The sequence below is a fragment of the Bacillus sp. Medicinal_06 genome, assembly GCF_056711665.1.
In genome coordinates, this window is the sequence record NZ_JBWYHD010000003.1 from 476,805 (window position 1) to 493,048 (window position 16,244).

18 protein-coding genes are annotated in these 16,244 nt (G+C 34.5%); 5 read left to right on the top strand and 13 right to left on the bottom strand.

From position 1 onward, the window contains the following. Positions 1–80: 80 nt before the first annotated feature. Entirely contained in the window at positions 81–1,961 is a 1,881-nt protein-coding gene (locus tag AC1M36_RS09545) for an FtsX-like permease family protein (RefSeq protein ID WP_336453518.1), read from the bottom strand. A 270-nt stretch (positions 1,962–2,231) separates the two neighbouring features. Between AC1M36_RS09545 and nadE the strand changes: the two genes are divergently transcribed. Then, positions 2,232–3,050 carry an ammonia-dependent NAD(+) synthetase gene (gene nadE, locus AC1M36_RS09550; RefSeq protein WP_336453519.1) on the top strand — a complete coding sequence of 273 codons (819 nt, stop codon included), beginning with the start codon at positions 2,232–2,234 and terminating at the stop codon, positions 3,048–3,050. A 269-nt stretch (positions 3,051–3,319) separates the two neighbouring features. Here nadE and AC1M36_RS09555 read toward each other — a convergent pair whose 3' ends face one another. The 4 genes from AC1M36_RS09555 to AC1M36_RS09570 all read right to left on the bottom strand — a co-directional run bounded on the left by AC1M36_RS09555 (position 3,320) and on the right by AC1M36_RS09570 (position 6,255). Next, entirely contained in the window at positions 3,320–3,781 is a 462-nt protein-coding gene (locus AC1M36_RS09555) for an NUDIX hydrolase (RefSeq protein ID WP_336453520.1), read from the bottom strand. A 20-nt stretch (positions 3,782–3,801) separates the two neighbouring features. Further along, complete coding sequence (locus AC1M36_RS09560; RefSeq protein ID WP_336453521.1) at positions 3,802–4,005, bottom strand: DUF4083 domain-containing protein; 204 nt, start codon at positions 4,003–4,005, stop codon at positions 3,802–3,804. A gap of 127 nt (positions 4,006–4,132) precedes the next feature. Further along, on the bottom strand, positions 4,133–5,293 hold the full coding sequence (locus AC1M36_RS09565; protein ID WP_336453522.1) for a transglutaminase domain-containing protein: 1,161 nt from the start codon (positions 5,291–5,293) through the stop codon (positions 4,133–4,135). A gap of 209 nt (positions 5,294–5,502) precedes the next feature. Further along, positions 5,503–6,255, bottom strand: coding sequence for a YwqG family protein (locus tag AC1M36_RS09570; protein WP_336453523.1), 753 nt, complete (start codon positions 6,253–6,255; stop codon positions 5,503–5,505). Between the two features lie 236 nt (positions 6,256–6,491). Between AC1M36_RS09570 and AC1M36_RS09575 the strand changes: the two genes are divergently transcribed. After that, positions 6,492–6,626: a YjcZ family sporulation protein gene (locus AC1M36_RS09575; protein ID WP_336453524.1), complete on the top strand. Its 135-nt coding sequence runs from the start codon at positions 6,492–6,494 to the stop codon at positions 6,624–6,626. A gap of 88 nt (positions 6,627–6,714) precedes the next feature. Beyond that, positions 6,715–7,680, top strand: a complete 966-nt coding sequence (locus tag AC1M36_RS09580) for a patatin-like phospholipase family protein (RefSeq protein ID WP_336453525.1) — start codon at positions 6,715–6,717, stop codon at positions 7,678–7,680. Positions 7,681–7,979: 299 nt separating this feature from the next. Here the strand turns inward: AC1M36_RS09580 and AC1M36_RS09585 are convergent, their stop codons facing one another. From AC1M36_RS09585 to AC1M36_RS09605, 5 genes are all read right to left on the bottom strand, one after another. Then, the gene (locus AC1M36_RS09585; protein WP_336453526.1) at positions 7,980–8,291 is read right to left on the bottom strand and encodes a hypothetical protein; all 312 of its coding nucleotides are present in this window, start codon (positions 8,289–8,291) and stop codon (positions 7,980–7,982) included. Next, complete coding sequence (locus AC1M36_RS09590; RefSeq protein WP_336453527.1) at positions 8,273–9,295, bottom strand: anti-sigma factor; 1,023 nt, start codon at positions 9,293–9,295, stop codon at positions 8,273–8,275. The genes AC1M36_RS09585 and AC1M36_RS09590 overlap by 19 nt, the downstream gene beginning before the upstream one ends. Continuing rightward, positions 9,285–9,785, bottom strand: a complete 501-nt coding sequence (locus tag AC1M36_RS09595; protein ID WP_336453528.1) for a sigma-70 family RNA polymerase sigma factor — start codon at positions 9,783–9,785, stop codon at positions 9,285–9,287. Before AC1M36_RS09595 ends, AC1M36_RS09590 begins: the two co-directional genes overlap by 11 nt. Before the next feature lie 201 nt (positions 9,786–9,986). Then, positions 9,987–10,154: a DUF3933 family protein gene (locus AC1M36_RS09600; RefSeq protein ID WP_336453529.1), complete on the bottom strand. Its 168-nt coding sequence runs from the start codon at positions 10,152–10,154 to the stop codon at positions 9,987–9,989. A gap of 67 nt (positions 10,155–10,221) precedes the next feature. After that, complete coding sequence (locus AC1M36_RS09605; RefSeq protein ID WP_336453530.1) at positions 10,222–11,673, bottom strand: aminotransferase-like domain-containing protein; 1,452 nt, start codon at positions 11,671–11,673, stop codon at positions 10,222–10,224. Between the two features lie 121 nt (positions 11,674–11,794). Between AC1M36_RS09605 and AC1M36_RS09610 the strand changes: the two genes are divergently transcribed. After that, on the top strand, positions 11,795–12,406 hold the full coding sequence (locus tag AC1M36_RS09610; protein ID WP_336453531.1) for a LysE/ArgO family amino acid transporter: 612 nt from the start codon (positions 11,795–11,797) through the stop codon (positions 12,404–12,406). Between the two features lie 98 nt (positions 12,407–12,504). Then, positions 12,505–13,356, top strand: a complete 852-nt coding sequence (locus tag AC1M36_RS09615; RefSeq protein WP_336453532.1) for an MBL fold metallo-hydrolase — start codon at positions 12,505–12,507, stop codon at positions 13,354–13,356. 80 nt (positions 13,357–13,436) lie between these two features. Here the strand turns inward: AC1M36_RS09615 and AC1M36_RS09620 are convergent, their stop codons facing one another. From AC1M36_RS09620 to AC1M36_RS09630, 3 genes are all read right to left on the bottom strand, one after another. Then, complete coding sequence (locus AC1M36_RS09620; RefSeq protein WP_479845798.1) at positions 13,437–14,690, bottom strand: MFS transporter; 1,254 nt, start codon at positions 14,688–14,690, stop codon at positions 13,437–13,439. A 241-nt stretch (positions 14,691–14,931) separates the two neighbouring features. Continuing rightward, entirely contained in the window at positions 14,932–15,138 is a 207-nt protein-coding gene (locus AC1M36_RS09625; RefSeq protein WP_174102517.1) for an alpha/beta-type small acid-soluble spore protein, read from the bottom strand. A 227-nt stretch (positions 15,139–15,365) separates the two neighbouring features. Beyond that, entirely contained in the window at positions 15,366–16,208 is an 843-nt protein-coding gene (locus AC1M36_RS09630; protein ID WP_336453534.1) for a sugar phosphate isomerase/epimerase family protein, read from the bottom strand. Positions 16,209–16,244: the final 36 nt, after the last annotated feature.

Below are 16,244 nucleotides of genomic sequence, written 5' to 3' on the forward strand. Positions count from 1 at the left end.
AACCGCCTTTCACGTGTTCTCACAAAAACAAAAATCTCCTAACATCATGTATTAGGAGATTTTTTATGAGCTACTACATATTAATTCATTCGTAATCTTTCTTTCAATTGCTTTAAATAACGGGACCGAATCAAGATGAAGTACACAATTTGAATCCCTACAAAGATACTTAATACGATGGCATTTTCTTTCACAAGCGAATACTCAAACATTTGTCCTAAGGCTGTTAACGCAACTGCACCATGTAATGTCGCAACACCGATTGGAACAAAGAATAATAACGCCAATCGAACTGTTACTACTTTTGATAACTCCCCACTTGTTAAACCTACTTTTCGAACGGAATCAAATAAACGATGATCATCTTCTAAATCAGAGAATAGACGGAAGTATAGAAAACTACCTGCACAAACAAAGAATACAATACCAATAAAGAATCCTACAAAAAAGATAGGTCCAGCAAATTGTAAAGCCTGATTTTCATCATATTCTGCCGCACTAAATCTTGAATGTTCTTGCTCAGGTTTTATTTGATTTGTAAGTTCTTTTCCGGCTTCTATTTCATTTTTTGTTTCCTTTGTTTTATACATGTAATTTTTTACTTCTTTAAATCCATCTTGCAATACATTATATTGAGCTTCTGAAACTACATATATATTCCCAGTAAGTACTTTACCTAGAGAAGATGTATCTACTTTTTTCACTTGCAACGATTTGTTATCATTCGGTAATTCAATTGTTGTTCTCTCTTTTTTCGGTGGACCGGGTATTTCTATTGATAAAAATAGTACTGCATTTTCAGTTAATACATCAACTGGCTCTCCCGTTAACTTTGCATACTTTTTATAATCCGATTCTCTTATAAACGTAGCATCTCTTAGTGGTTTATTTTCAGTTTGCTTTGATACCATATCTATTTTTTCAGTAGATATATGATGTTTCTTCAATGTTTGCTCAATAGATTGTACATGCTGTAATTCATTTTCATTCCCTTGTTTAGAGTGATATTGAAAGGAAATTGGTTGATTCATGATTCCCTTTGTCATAGAAGCAAAGCCAACTAATGTACCAATAGCTGCGAAGGCTACAGTCGAAATAATCGTCACAATAAAGAACATTCGCGCATTATCTCTCATACGGTACGCTAAATCTGAGAGAGTAATAATATTTGTTCTTGTCCAATAGAAACGTTTACTCTTCTTGCATGCTCGAACAATAAATACGCTGAGCTGCTTATACAATAAATATGTGCCAATAATGACAACAGTCGTTACAGGAATCAACATGATAAAAACCATTACACCATGTGAAGTTAAAGCACCTACATATCCTGCACTAAGCAACAATACAGCTAAAACTGAGGAAATAATAGACGCCTTGGGTTCAGGCTTTGCTTTGACTGAACCTCTAAATAGTTTCATAATTTGATTTTTACGAATCATTCCTGCACTAAAGAAAGATATGATAATAAATAAGATAAAAAACATAACGCTCGTTACAGCCATTGCTGTCGTTGGTACATAGTATGATAAAGGTAAATCTAACTTTAACAATAATGGTGCCACCACAATCAATATCCCTGAAAATATCATTCCACAAATAATACCCGTAATAATGGCCGCAATTCCAATCATGACATTTTCAAAAAAGATAAGACGTTTTAATTGAAATTTCGTCATGCCTAGCATCATTAAAATTCCTAATTCACGCTTTCTTGTTTTCAAAAACATTCCCATTGAATATAAGATGAAGAAAAAAGTAAAGAGATAAATAATAACTTGTGCAAACGACATACTGACAAATACATATTGACCTAGCTGACTAGCACTTAATGCTGGATGAAACGCAAAAAATGAATAAACAAAAAACGCCATAATGGCAAATGCACTACTTAAAAAATAGGCCGAATAAGTTCGTCTATTTCGCGTGACATTACGAAATGCTAATTCTCTAATATTCATGTTGTACCCTCCGCTCCTTCAATCACTATATCGCCATCATAATCAAGCACGGAAATATATGCCATCGATTCAAATGACAAAAACCTTACATTTTTGAAAGGTTACAGAAAAATTGATTAAACGAAACAGTTTCATTATAATAACTACATTCATATTCATACCTTCAACCTATTGTATATTCGTTAATTTTGCGAAATAATAAGAGTGGAGATGTATGAATCAGTACATATATACTTATCGTTCGTTCTATATGAATAGGAGGAAAACATAATGACATTACAAGAACAAATTATGAAAGCACTACATGTTCAACCTGTAATTGATCCGAAGACAGAAATTCGTAAACGAATTGATTTCTTAAAAGACTATTTAAGAAAAACAGGTGCAAAAGGATTTGTACTCGGAATTAGTGGTGGGCAAGATTCTACACTAGCAGGTCGCTTAGCACAACTTGCAGTGGAAGAAGTTCGTAATGAAGGGGGCAACGCAACATTTATTGCTGTACGTCTTCCATATAAAGTACAAAAAGATGAAGAGGATGCACAATTAGCACTGCAATTTATTAAACCAGATCAATCTGTCGCTTTTGATATCGCATCAACAGTCGATGCTTTTTCAAATCAATATACAGACTTATTAGGAGAATCTTTGACAGACTTTAATAAAGGAAACGTAAAAGCTCGCATTCGTATGGTCACACAATATGCAATTGGAGGTCAACAAGGCTTACTTGTTATCGGAACAGATCACGCTGCCGAAGCTGTAACAGGATTCTTTACAAAATTCGGAGATGGCGGTGCCGATCTTCTACCGCTTACAGGCTTAACAAAACGTCAAGGAAGAGCTTTATTACAAGAATTAGGTGCTGAAGAACGTCTCTACTTAAAAATGCCCACAGCTGATTTATTAGATGAAAAACCAGGTCAAGCTGACGAAACAGAATTAGGTATTACATACGATCAACTAGATGATTACTTAGAAGGAAAAACAGTTCCTGGAGACGTTGCAGAAAAAATTGAAAAACGTTATACAGTAAGCGAACATAAAAGACATGTTCCAGCATCGATGTTTGATGATTGGTGGAAATAAGAGTCCGATAAAAAAGAAGCTAATATCAGTTAGCTTCTTTTTTATCGAATCTCCCTAAAACCTTAATGTCTCATTAATAAAACTACCCCTTTAAAAATTGCCACCCACACTACAAATGGCAGGTCTAACGTATTATGAACAATAACATTGTAATCATACATACTTGAAACATTTATATATATTTTCCTCTTATCTTTAAAATCTATTATCACATGAAGCCAGTTAACTATAAACGAAATAAAAAATGTACGATATCCTTTTACACTTCGTTAACGATATACAGCCACTCTTCCCTTTAAAATATCATCTAAACAATTCCGATGTTGTTCATTGAATAGAGTTGGCATTTGATCTAACGCAAAGAACTTCAAATCCAAAGTCTCTTCTCCATCTATCTTTTTACTTCCACCAATTATAGAGCATTTAAAGAAGATACAAATTGTCTGTGCTTGATCTCCATTTGGATACGTTTGAAAGTACTTTGTATATACACCAATAAGCCCATCTACTTCCACAATATATCCTGTCTCTTCATTTATTTCTCGAATTGCCGTTTCTTCTGCTGATTCACCGATTTCCATTGCCCCGCCTGGAAATCCCCAAGCTTCATTATCTCCTCTTTTTTGCAAAAGTACTTTCCCCTCCTCATTAAAGACGCATCCCCCTGCAAAATTTAAAATGATATAGTCATGTCCTACCTTTTTTCGTATTTCTTTAATATAATTAGCCATCTTCTCCCTCCCCAACTTAGTTATGGTTGTTCTTTGTCTCTTTCAAGTAATTCAATAATTTTATCAAGCTTTTCTTCTATATTTCTAGAACAATCTTTGTTTATAGACGTGTTTAAAAATAACCTTTTTATAAACAAAGTCAATGAGATACAAAACAAAACAATGAGTCCAATTATCACACATAGGTAAGCGATTGCAAATATATCATTTTCAAACAAAGACATTCAACACTCCCACCTTTTGTTTTTGATAATTTCACCATATTTTAACTATAACTGATTCCTTTCTAATCATCACGAACAATCCACACACAAATACAAAAAGAGCACCTGTTATAGATGCTCTTTTTCATTAATACGTAAATGTGATTGTTGCTAATGAATAACCTGCCATCGCGCTGTACGGCGCAACTTGATATGAAACTCGCTTCGCCCCTATTGGCCAAGAAACTTCATTTAATATTTTTTTAATATCTTGCATCGTTCCATCCATCGACTGTTTATAGCGCATTTCTACTTTTGTAGGCTTTGCGGTAAATTGCTTCTGCAATTTCACTTTAAATTCATTATAATTTTCAGCTCCGTATTGCGAGGACAAATAAATTAAGTTCGTATCCTTTAGCATTTTTTTGTATACTACTGCTTTAGGAGTGCCTGTTTTTATTTTATTTGTTAATTCGTTATAGTAATTAGTTGATGCTTTTGGATACTTACTTCGATCCCATTCATGATCCTTGCCTAACTGCTCGTCAGACATATTATAATACGAATACGTAACACGCCCTGCTTTATCTGGAACTGGATCATCGAATGTGGTATCCATATGATACCACTTATTCTCAATCTTCACTAAGTTCCATGCATGTGCCTGCCCATTCCCTTTCCCTGTTACAATATGCGATTGAATACCCGCTTCTTGTAATAATTGATAGGTTAATAATGTATACCCTTGACAAACAGCTGAACGATTTACTAACGCTTCATATGCCGTATAAGCCTTATAAGACGTATCATATGAAACATGTTTCACAACGTAATCATGTATGGCTTTCACCTTTTCATGCTCATCCATACCAGGCTTCAAGGCAGAATTTATAATTGACTTAACTTGTTTTTTCACATATTGAGTTTGTTCCTTTGATTCACGATATGTAATTTTTAATGTAAATGTATAATTTCCTGGTATCCCTCGTATGGAATACTTTGTGCCCGCTACATTATATTTTAAGTATTCATCTTTATCTACTATCTTCGTATACTCTTTATAGAGCGTATCCAGTACTTCCCTACCATTTTTAGTTTTTGCTTTATACGTAATTGTAATATTTTCTTCGCGATTATCCACATGCTTTTTTAATTCTTTGCGGAAGCCTTCTAACAGTTTAACATCTGTTTGCGCAACAGCAACTTTTGAGTTTGTAGCCGCATAAGATACCGCTGGAACTTGTAAACCACCAACCAGAATCGTTGAACATAGTGCAACAGTTGTTATATATTTGTTTTGTTTTTTCATCCCATCTAGTCACATCCTTCTATTTAAAATCATATGAAAGAAATGTCCATATATCTTTAAAGTATACAATACTTTTTCAAAAAGAAAATATGAAATCCTACATATTTATTTATTGCTATTTTACTATTATCAAAGGAAATCCCGATAATATTTCAGAAAATATAAAAAAACCAGTAGTTCTTCCATTAGAAGTAACTACTGATTTTATTCTAACAAGTCTGTAATAAAACGTATGTATTTTCAAACCGATGATGTTTCAAATCATCATTATCAATACAGAAATATAACATCCCTAAATCTCCCCACATCATATTACAGTTTTGATAATCAGAATCTATTTGGAATAAGAGTGTTATATCGTTAACATTCGTACCCATGCATTCTCCAGCTTCTTGAAACACTTCTTCTTGAACGGAGAAAGGTTCACCCAATAACTGATGGTTATCATAATGATCTGGGATTAATTCCTCAAGTAACTGCAGAAAACGATCCGAATCTTCTTCGTCTTCAATAAAGAGCTCTGGCAACTTATATGTGAGTTCAAATGAAATTTCACATTGGGTAAATTTCGCTAGATTTTCATCCATTCTTTGTAATTGTTCAATTGAAACATCACAATAAAGAACACATCCAGCCTCATGGTGATTTATCTCTTCTTCAAAATGATTGCCACAATAAAAGAAATATAACATCCCCTTGTCAGGAAAATTGTGATTCATACCTATATCTTGTAAATCAGTTAAATTAAATTGTGCAATAAAATCTAATGGATTCCCTTCATAGGTTGGATATTCGAATGAAACCGGCACATCAGGAACTCCACCCATTTTAGAGCTACCAATTGGAAGTGTATCCATCTGCTTAGGAACCACTTTTATACAAGGAAATATAGTATCTATTAGTTCCTGTTTTAAATGTGTCAACTCATATTTATCAATTAACGACTCAATTTGTTTTTTCATAAATTCTCCTTACATCATGTACTTATTCGTATCTTCGCACAAACATTGTACAACATTCATCATGTAAAATGAAAACAAATAAATCAAAAACGGGCTTATCCCTAGGACGCGAATAAGTTTAAAACAGCATAGTATACAGTGTTCCTACAAACAAGATATTTCATCATTTCTTCTAGTAGATCCTCACATTGTTCATTCTGCTTCATTCCAACTTTTATTATAAGGAGGCATTCCACATGGGTTACGGGTACGGTTGTGGTGGTTATGGCGGCGGTGGTTGCGGTTACGGTGGCTTCGCTTTATTAATCGTTTTATTTATCCTTCTAATCATCATTGGTGCTAGCTGCTGGGGCGGCTTCATCGGTTGCTAAGTAAACTTGAACAACTATTGTAAAAAAGCACGTGAATGACGTGCTTTTTTCCTACATAACAAATCTAATCCTTGAAAGGAATTTTCTTATGAAAATTGATGGAGTTTTTGAAGGCGGCGGTGTTCGTGGAATTGCACATGTTGGGGCGATTTGTGCCTTAGAAAAACAAGGCTATAAATGGGAACGTGTAGCCGGCACATCAGCTGGTGCCATTATCGCATCTCTTCTAGCAGCTGGTTACTCATGTGCAGAACTAAAGGACATTATAAGTAACATCGATTACCATCAATTCAGAAAAACAACTTTACTTGATAAAATCCCTTTTATAGGAAAAGGCTTAAGCGCATGGACAAAACTCGGGATTTATTCGAATGATTTTTTAGAAGAATGGTTAGAACACCTTCTACAGAAAAAAGGTATTCATCATTTTAGTGATTTATCTCATCCACAAAACTTAAAAATCATCGCCTCAGATATTAGCAATGGAAGAATGGTTATTTTCCCAGATGATTTACCTAAATACGGATTTACCAATCAAAATTTCTCTATTGCAAAAGCAGTCAAAATGAGCAGTACCATTCCGTTTTATTTTGAACCAGTAAAATGGAAAACACCTAAATGGAAAAAACCTTGCTATATGGTTGATGGAGGTATTTTGAGCAATTATCCAATATGGATCTTTGATTGCACTCCCATCCCGCGTTGGCCTACTTTTGGATTTCATTTTGTAAAAGATAAAATTCAAGCTGAACCTGTCCCTTATGAAGAACCTATTTCTATGTTCAAAGGTTTATTTAAAACAATGATGCAAGCACACGACTTACGTCATCTAGACAAAGAAACAAAAGCACGAACCATTACAATTCCAACCGGAACAATCACAAGCACAAAATTCCAATTAACTGTCGCTGAAAAAGAATGGCTTTATGAGTCTGGTTTTCATGCCGCTGAAAAGTTTTTACAGTCTTGGAATTTCAAAAGATATGTGAATCAATATCGGAGTAAAAATCAGGTTCGAAAAACAATTCAACAAAACCACCATCTAGATTCCTAATGCTACCCATCCAAATTTCATAAAGTGAAACTTCAATCAGTGGGGGTTTTCTCCATCCCTCACTGATTGTTAGCCCTCACCAATCAGGCTTTTATGGGCTGTTTATCTCCCACCTAACTTCTTTAGAAAAGCGGAAGCGGCTCGCTCAGAATCGCAGGACGTTGCTCTCGCCGAATTTTGAGGTGGGAGTATTACAGCCCGTTAAAGCGGGATAGATTCTTCCCTTACCTTTTCCCTTTACTTTTTGTATTATTGCGAAATAAAAAGAGCGAATTTTAGATTCGCTCTTTTCTCCATGTTTACGGTGCAAAGCTTATCATCCACCCTAGTATAAATCCTAGTCCAGAAAACAATAACATAAAAACAAATAAACTAAATGCCCACAATGCATATTTTCGACTTTTGTTCTTTGTAAACATGCCTATGACCGAAAACAGCAATCCAATTCCAACTATTTGAAGAAAAGCTTCACCTAAAAATGTTTCCTGGATAAGCAATGTAATGTTCAAGTACAATAATGCTAGAAAGGCTATTACTAATGATATAATCCCCATCCACGTTTCTTGTTTAAAAATATGACTCTTTCTTTTCTTTAAGAATGCCAATTCCATAGTCTTGCTTCACCTACTTTCACTCTTCTAACTTTTTCATGAGTCATCAACTTTTCAACTTCTACTTTAGGTCCAGTTACGACTGCCCCATATGTTTTAATCCCGTTTTTTTCAAGGAAAGAAATACGCTTTGACAACTCTAATGTTTTTGCTCTAGATAGTTTCGTCGCTAAATTTTCATGCTTCCGTAATGACTTTAACACATCAATAAATTGTTTCTCATGAGGTGTTTCACTTAAAAATGGACCACCTAGGCTTGAAATCGTGTCTGCCGGAAAACCAATTGGCGCAACATACATACCCTCGTCATTCTTTTGTTTCTCCTCTAGCCCTGTATTCACGGCATACCAAACAATGTCTATATTAGGGAACATTCGCTCTGCCTCTTGTATACTTAATAATTCTCTAAAAGATACATACACTTCTACAACAGATTCTTGTGGAAGACCTTTTAATATCTGCACTTCTTCGCTGCTATTATAAGACACATTATAATTATTTGGATGAGACAATACTTCATTATCTATATATGGGATTTCCGGAATTTTTTCATCTATTGTATATTCACGGCTTACTTTCGTTGCATTACTTAATAAATAACTTGTTTTCTCTTCCCCAATCCGAATATCGTTCTTCCCTATCCTTTTATACAAATCAAAATGCAATTGCAAACTAAGTGGTAACAATGTTTGTTTCATATCTCTTTCTTTCATAAATACATTGGGCTCCGTTACACTTAACGTTTGTTTTACTACATTTCGTAGCTCCATTGCGTTTGTTGGCGCCAATGCATAATATGCTAATGTGGATACGTATAAAATAGGCTGAATAATTAATAAAAAAGTAAGCACAATAAGAACGTTTGTAAGGCGAGCTCGATTTCTTCCTTTTTTCAATACTTGTTCCTGTTTCCCATCAGGAAGAGAAGCTGGTTTTTGCTGAAGAGCTTCTTGTAACAAATCTTTATAACCTTCTTTTTCAAAATGAGGTTTATCATTTGTCATCTTGACTCTTTTCCTCCTTTAACAATTGTTGTAATCTCTTTCTTCCGCGAAATATGTGACTTTTATATGTGTTTAACTTTAAATCTAATACAGAGGCACCCTCTTCGTACGTTAATTGATGTACGTCGCATAATAAAATAGCTTGTGCCTCCATTATGGGTAATGTATGAATAATCTGAATTAATTTTTCATAGCTATTTTTTGCAACTACATATTCTTCTGTAGATTCACTTGCTTGTATTGTTTCTAACTCCTTCGTTTCTACAAAAGCTATTTTTTTCTCCTTCCTCATAAAATCAATAAACGTATGATATGCCACTTTAAAAAGCCAGGATTTTACCTGTTGATTTTCATAATCTTCTAGATAAAGATACGCCCGATAAAAAGTCTCCTGCACCAAGTCCTCTGCTACATGATGGCTACGAGAAAGGGAAAATAAATACCGGTACACATCGTTTATATAAACCTTATATATTTCCTCAATTTCCATCCCCCTCCTCCTTTCATATATAACACGAGTGAAGGTGCTAAAAAGTTGCATTATTTTTCCTTTTTTACATTTTTATTTCTCGGTCATTAAGAAAGTATCAACAACCATATATTTAAATAATAAGTTTTAATTATAAATAAAACTTAAGATATTAGGACTAACTTTAAACCTCTTAAAAAAGCTACCAAAATGGTAGCTTTTTTAAGGATACTGTAACCCCACCGCTTCTTCAGCAGTAATAACAACGTAGCGTCCTCCTGTTCTTAATCCTAATAATTCAGCTTTTTCAATCGCTTCTTGTCTCGTTTCCGCATAGGCAGCTAAATACTTAATTCCATCAATAACCTGACAAATGACATATTGTTTCATTTTTCTTTCCCCTTTTTTTATTACTCGTATTTATGATAGTATCTTTCTTTTCTAAAAAACATGTTTATTACACCGAAAGATTCTTTATCAATCTGGCAATCACTTGAATCCCTTTCTCTATATCATGCATTGAGGCATATGAATAAGAAAGGCGTAAATATTGGCTTGCATTTCTATCATACACATTTCCAGGATTGAGTAAAATTTTTTCTTCCAATGCTTTTTCAAACAACTCCCGCATAGAAATATTCGGTTTAATATACAGCCAAATATAAAATCCACCTGTTGGTATTTGCCAATTTGCCACATCATTACAGTATTTCTCTAGCATTTCTAGCATAAAGTCTCTCCGTTTTTTTAACTCAATTCGTGTTTGCTGTATATGTTTCTCATATAACTCACTTGCAAACCATTCTGCAGCAGCTCGTTGTGATAACGAACTCGAGCCGTAATCCATTTGCATCTTTATATCTGCTAATCTTTTAATAACAGGTTCTGGTCCAACAACCCAGCCGATTCTCAAACCAGGACTAATCACTTTTGACATACTTCCAATATGTAATACGATCCCATTTGTATCATATGCCTTCAATGGTTTAGGTGAAGGCGAATCAAGCCATAAATCTTGATACACAGCATCTTCAATGATAGGTAATCCAATTTCATTACATACTTTCATAACTTCTTGCCTTCTTTGTTCATTCATGACAAGACTTGTTGGGTTATGAAAAGATGGGATGGTATATAAAATGGAACCATTGAATTGTCTTTTATATTTTGATATAAGTGATGGCTGAATCCCATGTTCATCCATTGGAATACCAAACAAACGCATCCCTGCAGACTGAAAAACATTGAGAGAGTACAAATATGATGGCTTTTCAAGTAAAATGGACGACCCTTTGCATAGAAGGCCCATCGAAATAAGCTGTAGCGCTTGAATTGCTCCCGAAACAATTAATATAGATGCTGGTGAGGTAAGAATATCATATTTTTGTAAATACTTCGCTATTTGCTCCCTTAATTTGAAGTCTCCTCTCGGTTCCTCGTATCCTAAAGGGATTTCCCTATGAGAAAGTTCCTTCATGATTTGCTTCATTTTCTTCTCAGGTAAAAGATCTGGTGAAAGTTCCCCAGTACCTAGTCGGATGATATTGGGATAAAATTCGGCTTGATTAATTTCTTGAATGGTCGGGAGATTCGGATAATAAATACCTGTTTCTACATAAGCATTCCAGTTAGGAGGTGACACCAAAGTTGATACACTCCATGTGTCGTTTCTCACAATCGTTCCTCTTCTACCGTTTCCCTCAATTAATCCTTGCGCTGCTAATTCATCTAAAGCCATTACAACTGTACTTCGATTCACTTCGAATGCATGAGAGAAAGCTCGCTGTGACGGTAACTTTGTACCAATGGTCCATTCTCCATTTATAATCTTCTCTTTTATATATCCCTCAATTTGTTTATATAAGGGAACTGAAGATGATTCATTTGGCTTCCAGTCAAATCGTTCCATGCTATCACCACACTTCGTTTTGGTTGGTTTGTTATCCAACCATATGGATGGATACAATTTCGATTTTCTTTTATACAATATACACTATCATATTTCAGTAATTTATATAGGAGGAAATAATATGATTGAAGCGATTCTTCACGGAATGATTCTTGCATTCGGACTCATTATTCCATTAGGTGTGCAAAATGTCTTTGTCTTTAATCAAGGTGCTAGTCAACCAAATATTTTGCGAGCTGCCCCCGTTATTCTAACAGCATCTATTTGTGATACAATTCTAATCTTGCTTGCAGTACAAGGTGTATCACTGATGCTTTTGACCTTTTCATGGCTAACAACCACACTTTATGGAATTGGATTTTTCTTTCTAATTTATATGGGATGGATGATTTGGAGAAGTGATGCTACCAAAGAGACGATTGAAGCAAAAGCAATGACCATCAAAAAGCAAATTACCTTTGCCGCCTCCGTTTCTTTATTGAATCCACATGCAATTCTAGATACAATTGGCGTCATTGGCACAAACTCTATTCAATATGTAGGCAGCGAAAAATGGGCTTTTACTTTCACAACAATTACGGTTTCTTGGATTTGGTTTATTGGCTTAGCCTTTGCAGGCCGAATACTTGGAAAAGTTGATTCATCAGGAAAAGCAATTACAATTCTAAATAAAATTTCAGGAGTTATTATTTGGGGAGTTGCTCTTTATATGTTGAAACAAGTTATTTTTTAGAAAAAAGTATAACGTTTCAGTATATTTATGGGTAATTGTTAAACAATAATTGAAGTTGTATTTGATTTATACTGTTCACAAAAGGAGCCGTTACTTATATGGAATATAGTAAAGATTACAAATTTATCCCTATGACATCCATCAAAAGTGGATTAGGAATAGATGTTACTCCTGATATTCACTGTTTACCTATTCAAATAGTTAATGTTTGTTTCATTGGAAACCCACAAGAAACAAACGAATGTGTACTCATCGATACAGGTATGCCTAAATCTGCGGATCAAATTATTTCTGCATTAACCAATCGATTTGGTCCAGATATTCAAGTAAAGGCAATTATTTTAACACACGGACATTTTGATCATATCGGTGCTGTCATTGAACTCATAAAAAAATGGGATGTCACTGTTTATGCCCACGAACTAGAGCTTCCTTATCTAACTGGTAAAATGAGTTATCCAGAACCTGACTCTAGGGTTGAAGGCGGTTTAATCGCGAAAATATCTTCTTTTTTTCCAAATGAGCCAATAAACCTAGACCATCATGTCAAATTATTACCTGCTGATGGTATTATTCCGGAGCTACCAGATTGGAAATGGATACATACACCAGGCCATTCACCTGGGCATATTTCTTTATTCCGACAAAAAGATCGTGTACTAATTGCCGGTGATGCTTTTATTACCGTAAGACAGGATTCACTCTATAAGGTTTTCACGCAACAGCAAGAAATAAATGGCCCTCCACGCTACTTTACAACCGACTGGCAAAAAGCTTGGCATTCAGTTAAACAATTAGCGAATTTACAACCTTCTATTGCAATTACAGGTCATGGAACTCCGGTATCTGGTGAGTCATTAACAACAGGGCTAAATGAACTTGCTGAAAATTTTGATCAGCTGGCAATACCCGATTATGGTCGGTATGTTGATAATAAGGAAGAGAACTAACTAGTTAAAATGAGATACTAAAAAATCCATTTGTAATGATTTACAAATGGATTTTTTAGTATCTCTTATAAAATTTCAAGTTAAGATGTAGGTTCCGGAACTGAATGTAAAGATTCATTATTCTTTTTAGGCTTAATCCATATAATTGTAATCATAGCCCCAGCAATTGCAAATATGCAGGTTAAGTAAAACACTTCATGATCTGTTCCCTTCATAAAGTAAGAATAGAGAGGCGGTCCTGCTGCCACACCGATAAAACGCATCGAACTATAGAAAGAAGTAACCGTCCCTCTCTGTTCCTTTTCAATCCCTTGTGTAATAAGTGCATCTAAACACGGTAAAGAAATACCAATTCCCATTCCCATAACAACAAGACAAAGAATTAACAAATAAATTCCTTTTAAAAATAACGGAAATATAACAGACGCAGCTGCTAGTATAAATCCGACATATATACATTTCTTCATAACACCTTGATCATCACCAATTTTCTTCCCTGCCATGTATGAACTTATTGATAATACAAGTAATGGAATCGCGATTATACATCCTTTCCATATTCCATGAATGTTGTATTTTGATTCTAATATGGTGGACAAATAAAAAAGAATCCCAAATAAAATAAGCATTATAATGGCACCTAATATAAAGATTGCGACTAACCACCTTCCCTTTTCTCGGAAAGTCAAACCAATTGATTGGATGAATTCTTTGAAAGGCGGCGCTTGTTTTTCTTGTTTTTTTGCTTTTACTAATAGTAATAATAAGGCGATAGCCACAGCACATAGAATTGGGATGGCCCAAAACGGCAAAAACCATACAACTGCTGCAAGGGCAGACCCTAATATTGGACTAAGAACTTTCCCAAACGTGTTTGACGTTTCAATAATCCCTAAACCAGTACTTACTTGTTTTTCATCTTTATACAAATCACCAACACATGGAATAACGACTGGCATTGCTCCAGCAGCACCTATTCCTTGAATTGCTCTTCCAATCAAAATCCATACATAGGGATTTTCAACTTTCCATGATACCCACCCTGTTATTGCGCCACCGATAGCTGCAATTAATAAACTTGGGACCATGACCATTTTACGTCCCCATCGGTCTGATAAATAACCAGCAATAGGAATTAATAAAATTGCTAAAATAGAATATATGGTAATTATCATAGATACTTGAAAAGAAGAAATATGTAGTTTCTTTTCGATTGTTGGAAGGATTGGAATGAGCATTGAATTTCCTAATGTCATAACAAGTGGAACAGATGCAAGTGCAATTAAACAACAGTTCTCTTTTTTTAACATGTTGATTTCGAAACCTTTCATCATTTATTTCTTTTCATGTAGTAGCCCTGATGAAATTCAATTATAAATTTCATCAGGGCTACTATATTTCATCTGCTTTTTAACTTATATAACAAAAGAAATTGGAGTATAACATAGCATTACTTCTATTCTTTCAATCCTTACAACAGTATATCCATGCTATTAAATGGAAAAATTCATTTTCACTTTAGGAAAGCAATAAAAAAGAAAGGAAGAAGTCTTCCCTTCTTTCATACAGCTTACATTAACGAGTATACCCGCCACCAAGCTGTTGTTCTGCCATAGCTACAAGGCGTTTTGTGATTTCACCGCCTACAGAACCATTTGCACGAGAAGAAGTGTCAGCACCAAGTTGCACACCAAATTCTTGAGCAATTTCATACTTCATTTGATCAAGAGCTGCTTGTGCTCCTTGTGATACTAACTGATTAGAATTACGATTTCTAGCCATTTCCGTTCACCTCCTTTACATATTAAAATGTATAGATTTCAAAAAAAAATACATGGTAAATTATGGTTTTTGTTATTTCAGACTATTTTTTAGCAAACTTACATTTTGAACTCCTGAAAAAAGAGCCTCGAAAAACGAGACTCTTTTTTATATCCATTCTACTATTATCTTTGTTCAAAAACGAAAGCATTGTATTTCATCACGCCAGCGATAGAAAATGTTTCACTTTATGGAGTCAGTACTGTCAATTGTTTTCTTCTCAACTGAATGATTTCTTCTCGTAATACCTCTTTTGCATCATATCCAAACCATTCTAGTGAAGCAAAGTGTTCCGTATCTTGAATTTCTCTTATGATTTCTTCGTAGTTTACAACCCCTTCAAACAACGGAACCATTCCTTTTCGATTACCAGCTGAAGCGTATACATTATTCGGCTCAAAGACATCTAAATGAGCAGCCGAAGCTATATTTTTCATATGGTAGTGCTGTACCCACGGTTTTAGCTGGCGATAACTTTCTACTGGATCTGCACCAGATTCCCACATATGGAGAAAATCGAGATTAATTTTTAAATATGGATGATTTACTTCTTCTAATAATTTTAGAGTTGAATCTAAACAATCTGTTAATGTATTCGGATGTGTTTCCAATAGCACATACATATTGTGATGTGCAAATAAGTCACAAATCATACGAATTCGTTTCACATATTCCTGACGTTCTTCTTTTGTAAAACTGTTGCTTCGTTTTTGTCCAGCAAATGTACGAATCTTATTTGTATTACACCAATTCGCTAGCGATGCTAATCGCTCTGATTTTCCCATTGTTTTCTCAAAATCTGCTGACAATGAAATATCTAAATAATCACTTATCATTGTAATTTCTAGATTTTTATTTTTCAAAAAATCTAGTTGTTCTTCTGTCACTTTACGCTCTTGCCCATATAGATTTTGTGCATGGATTCCCCATAATTCAATCCCTTCAAATCCGTTCTCATATGCAAATTGAACAATATCAGTAAATGAAATTAGCTGATGGCGAAACGAAATCGTACATAATGAATACTTCATAAATTCACACCCCTTTATCTCAAATTCAATGATAAT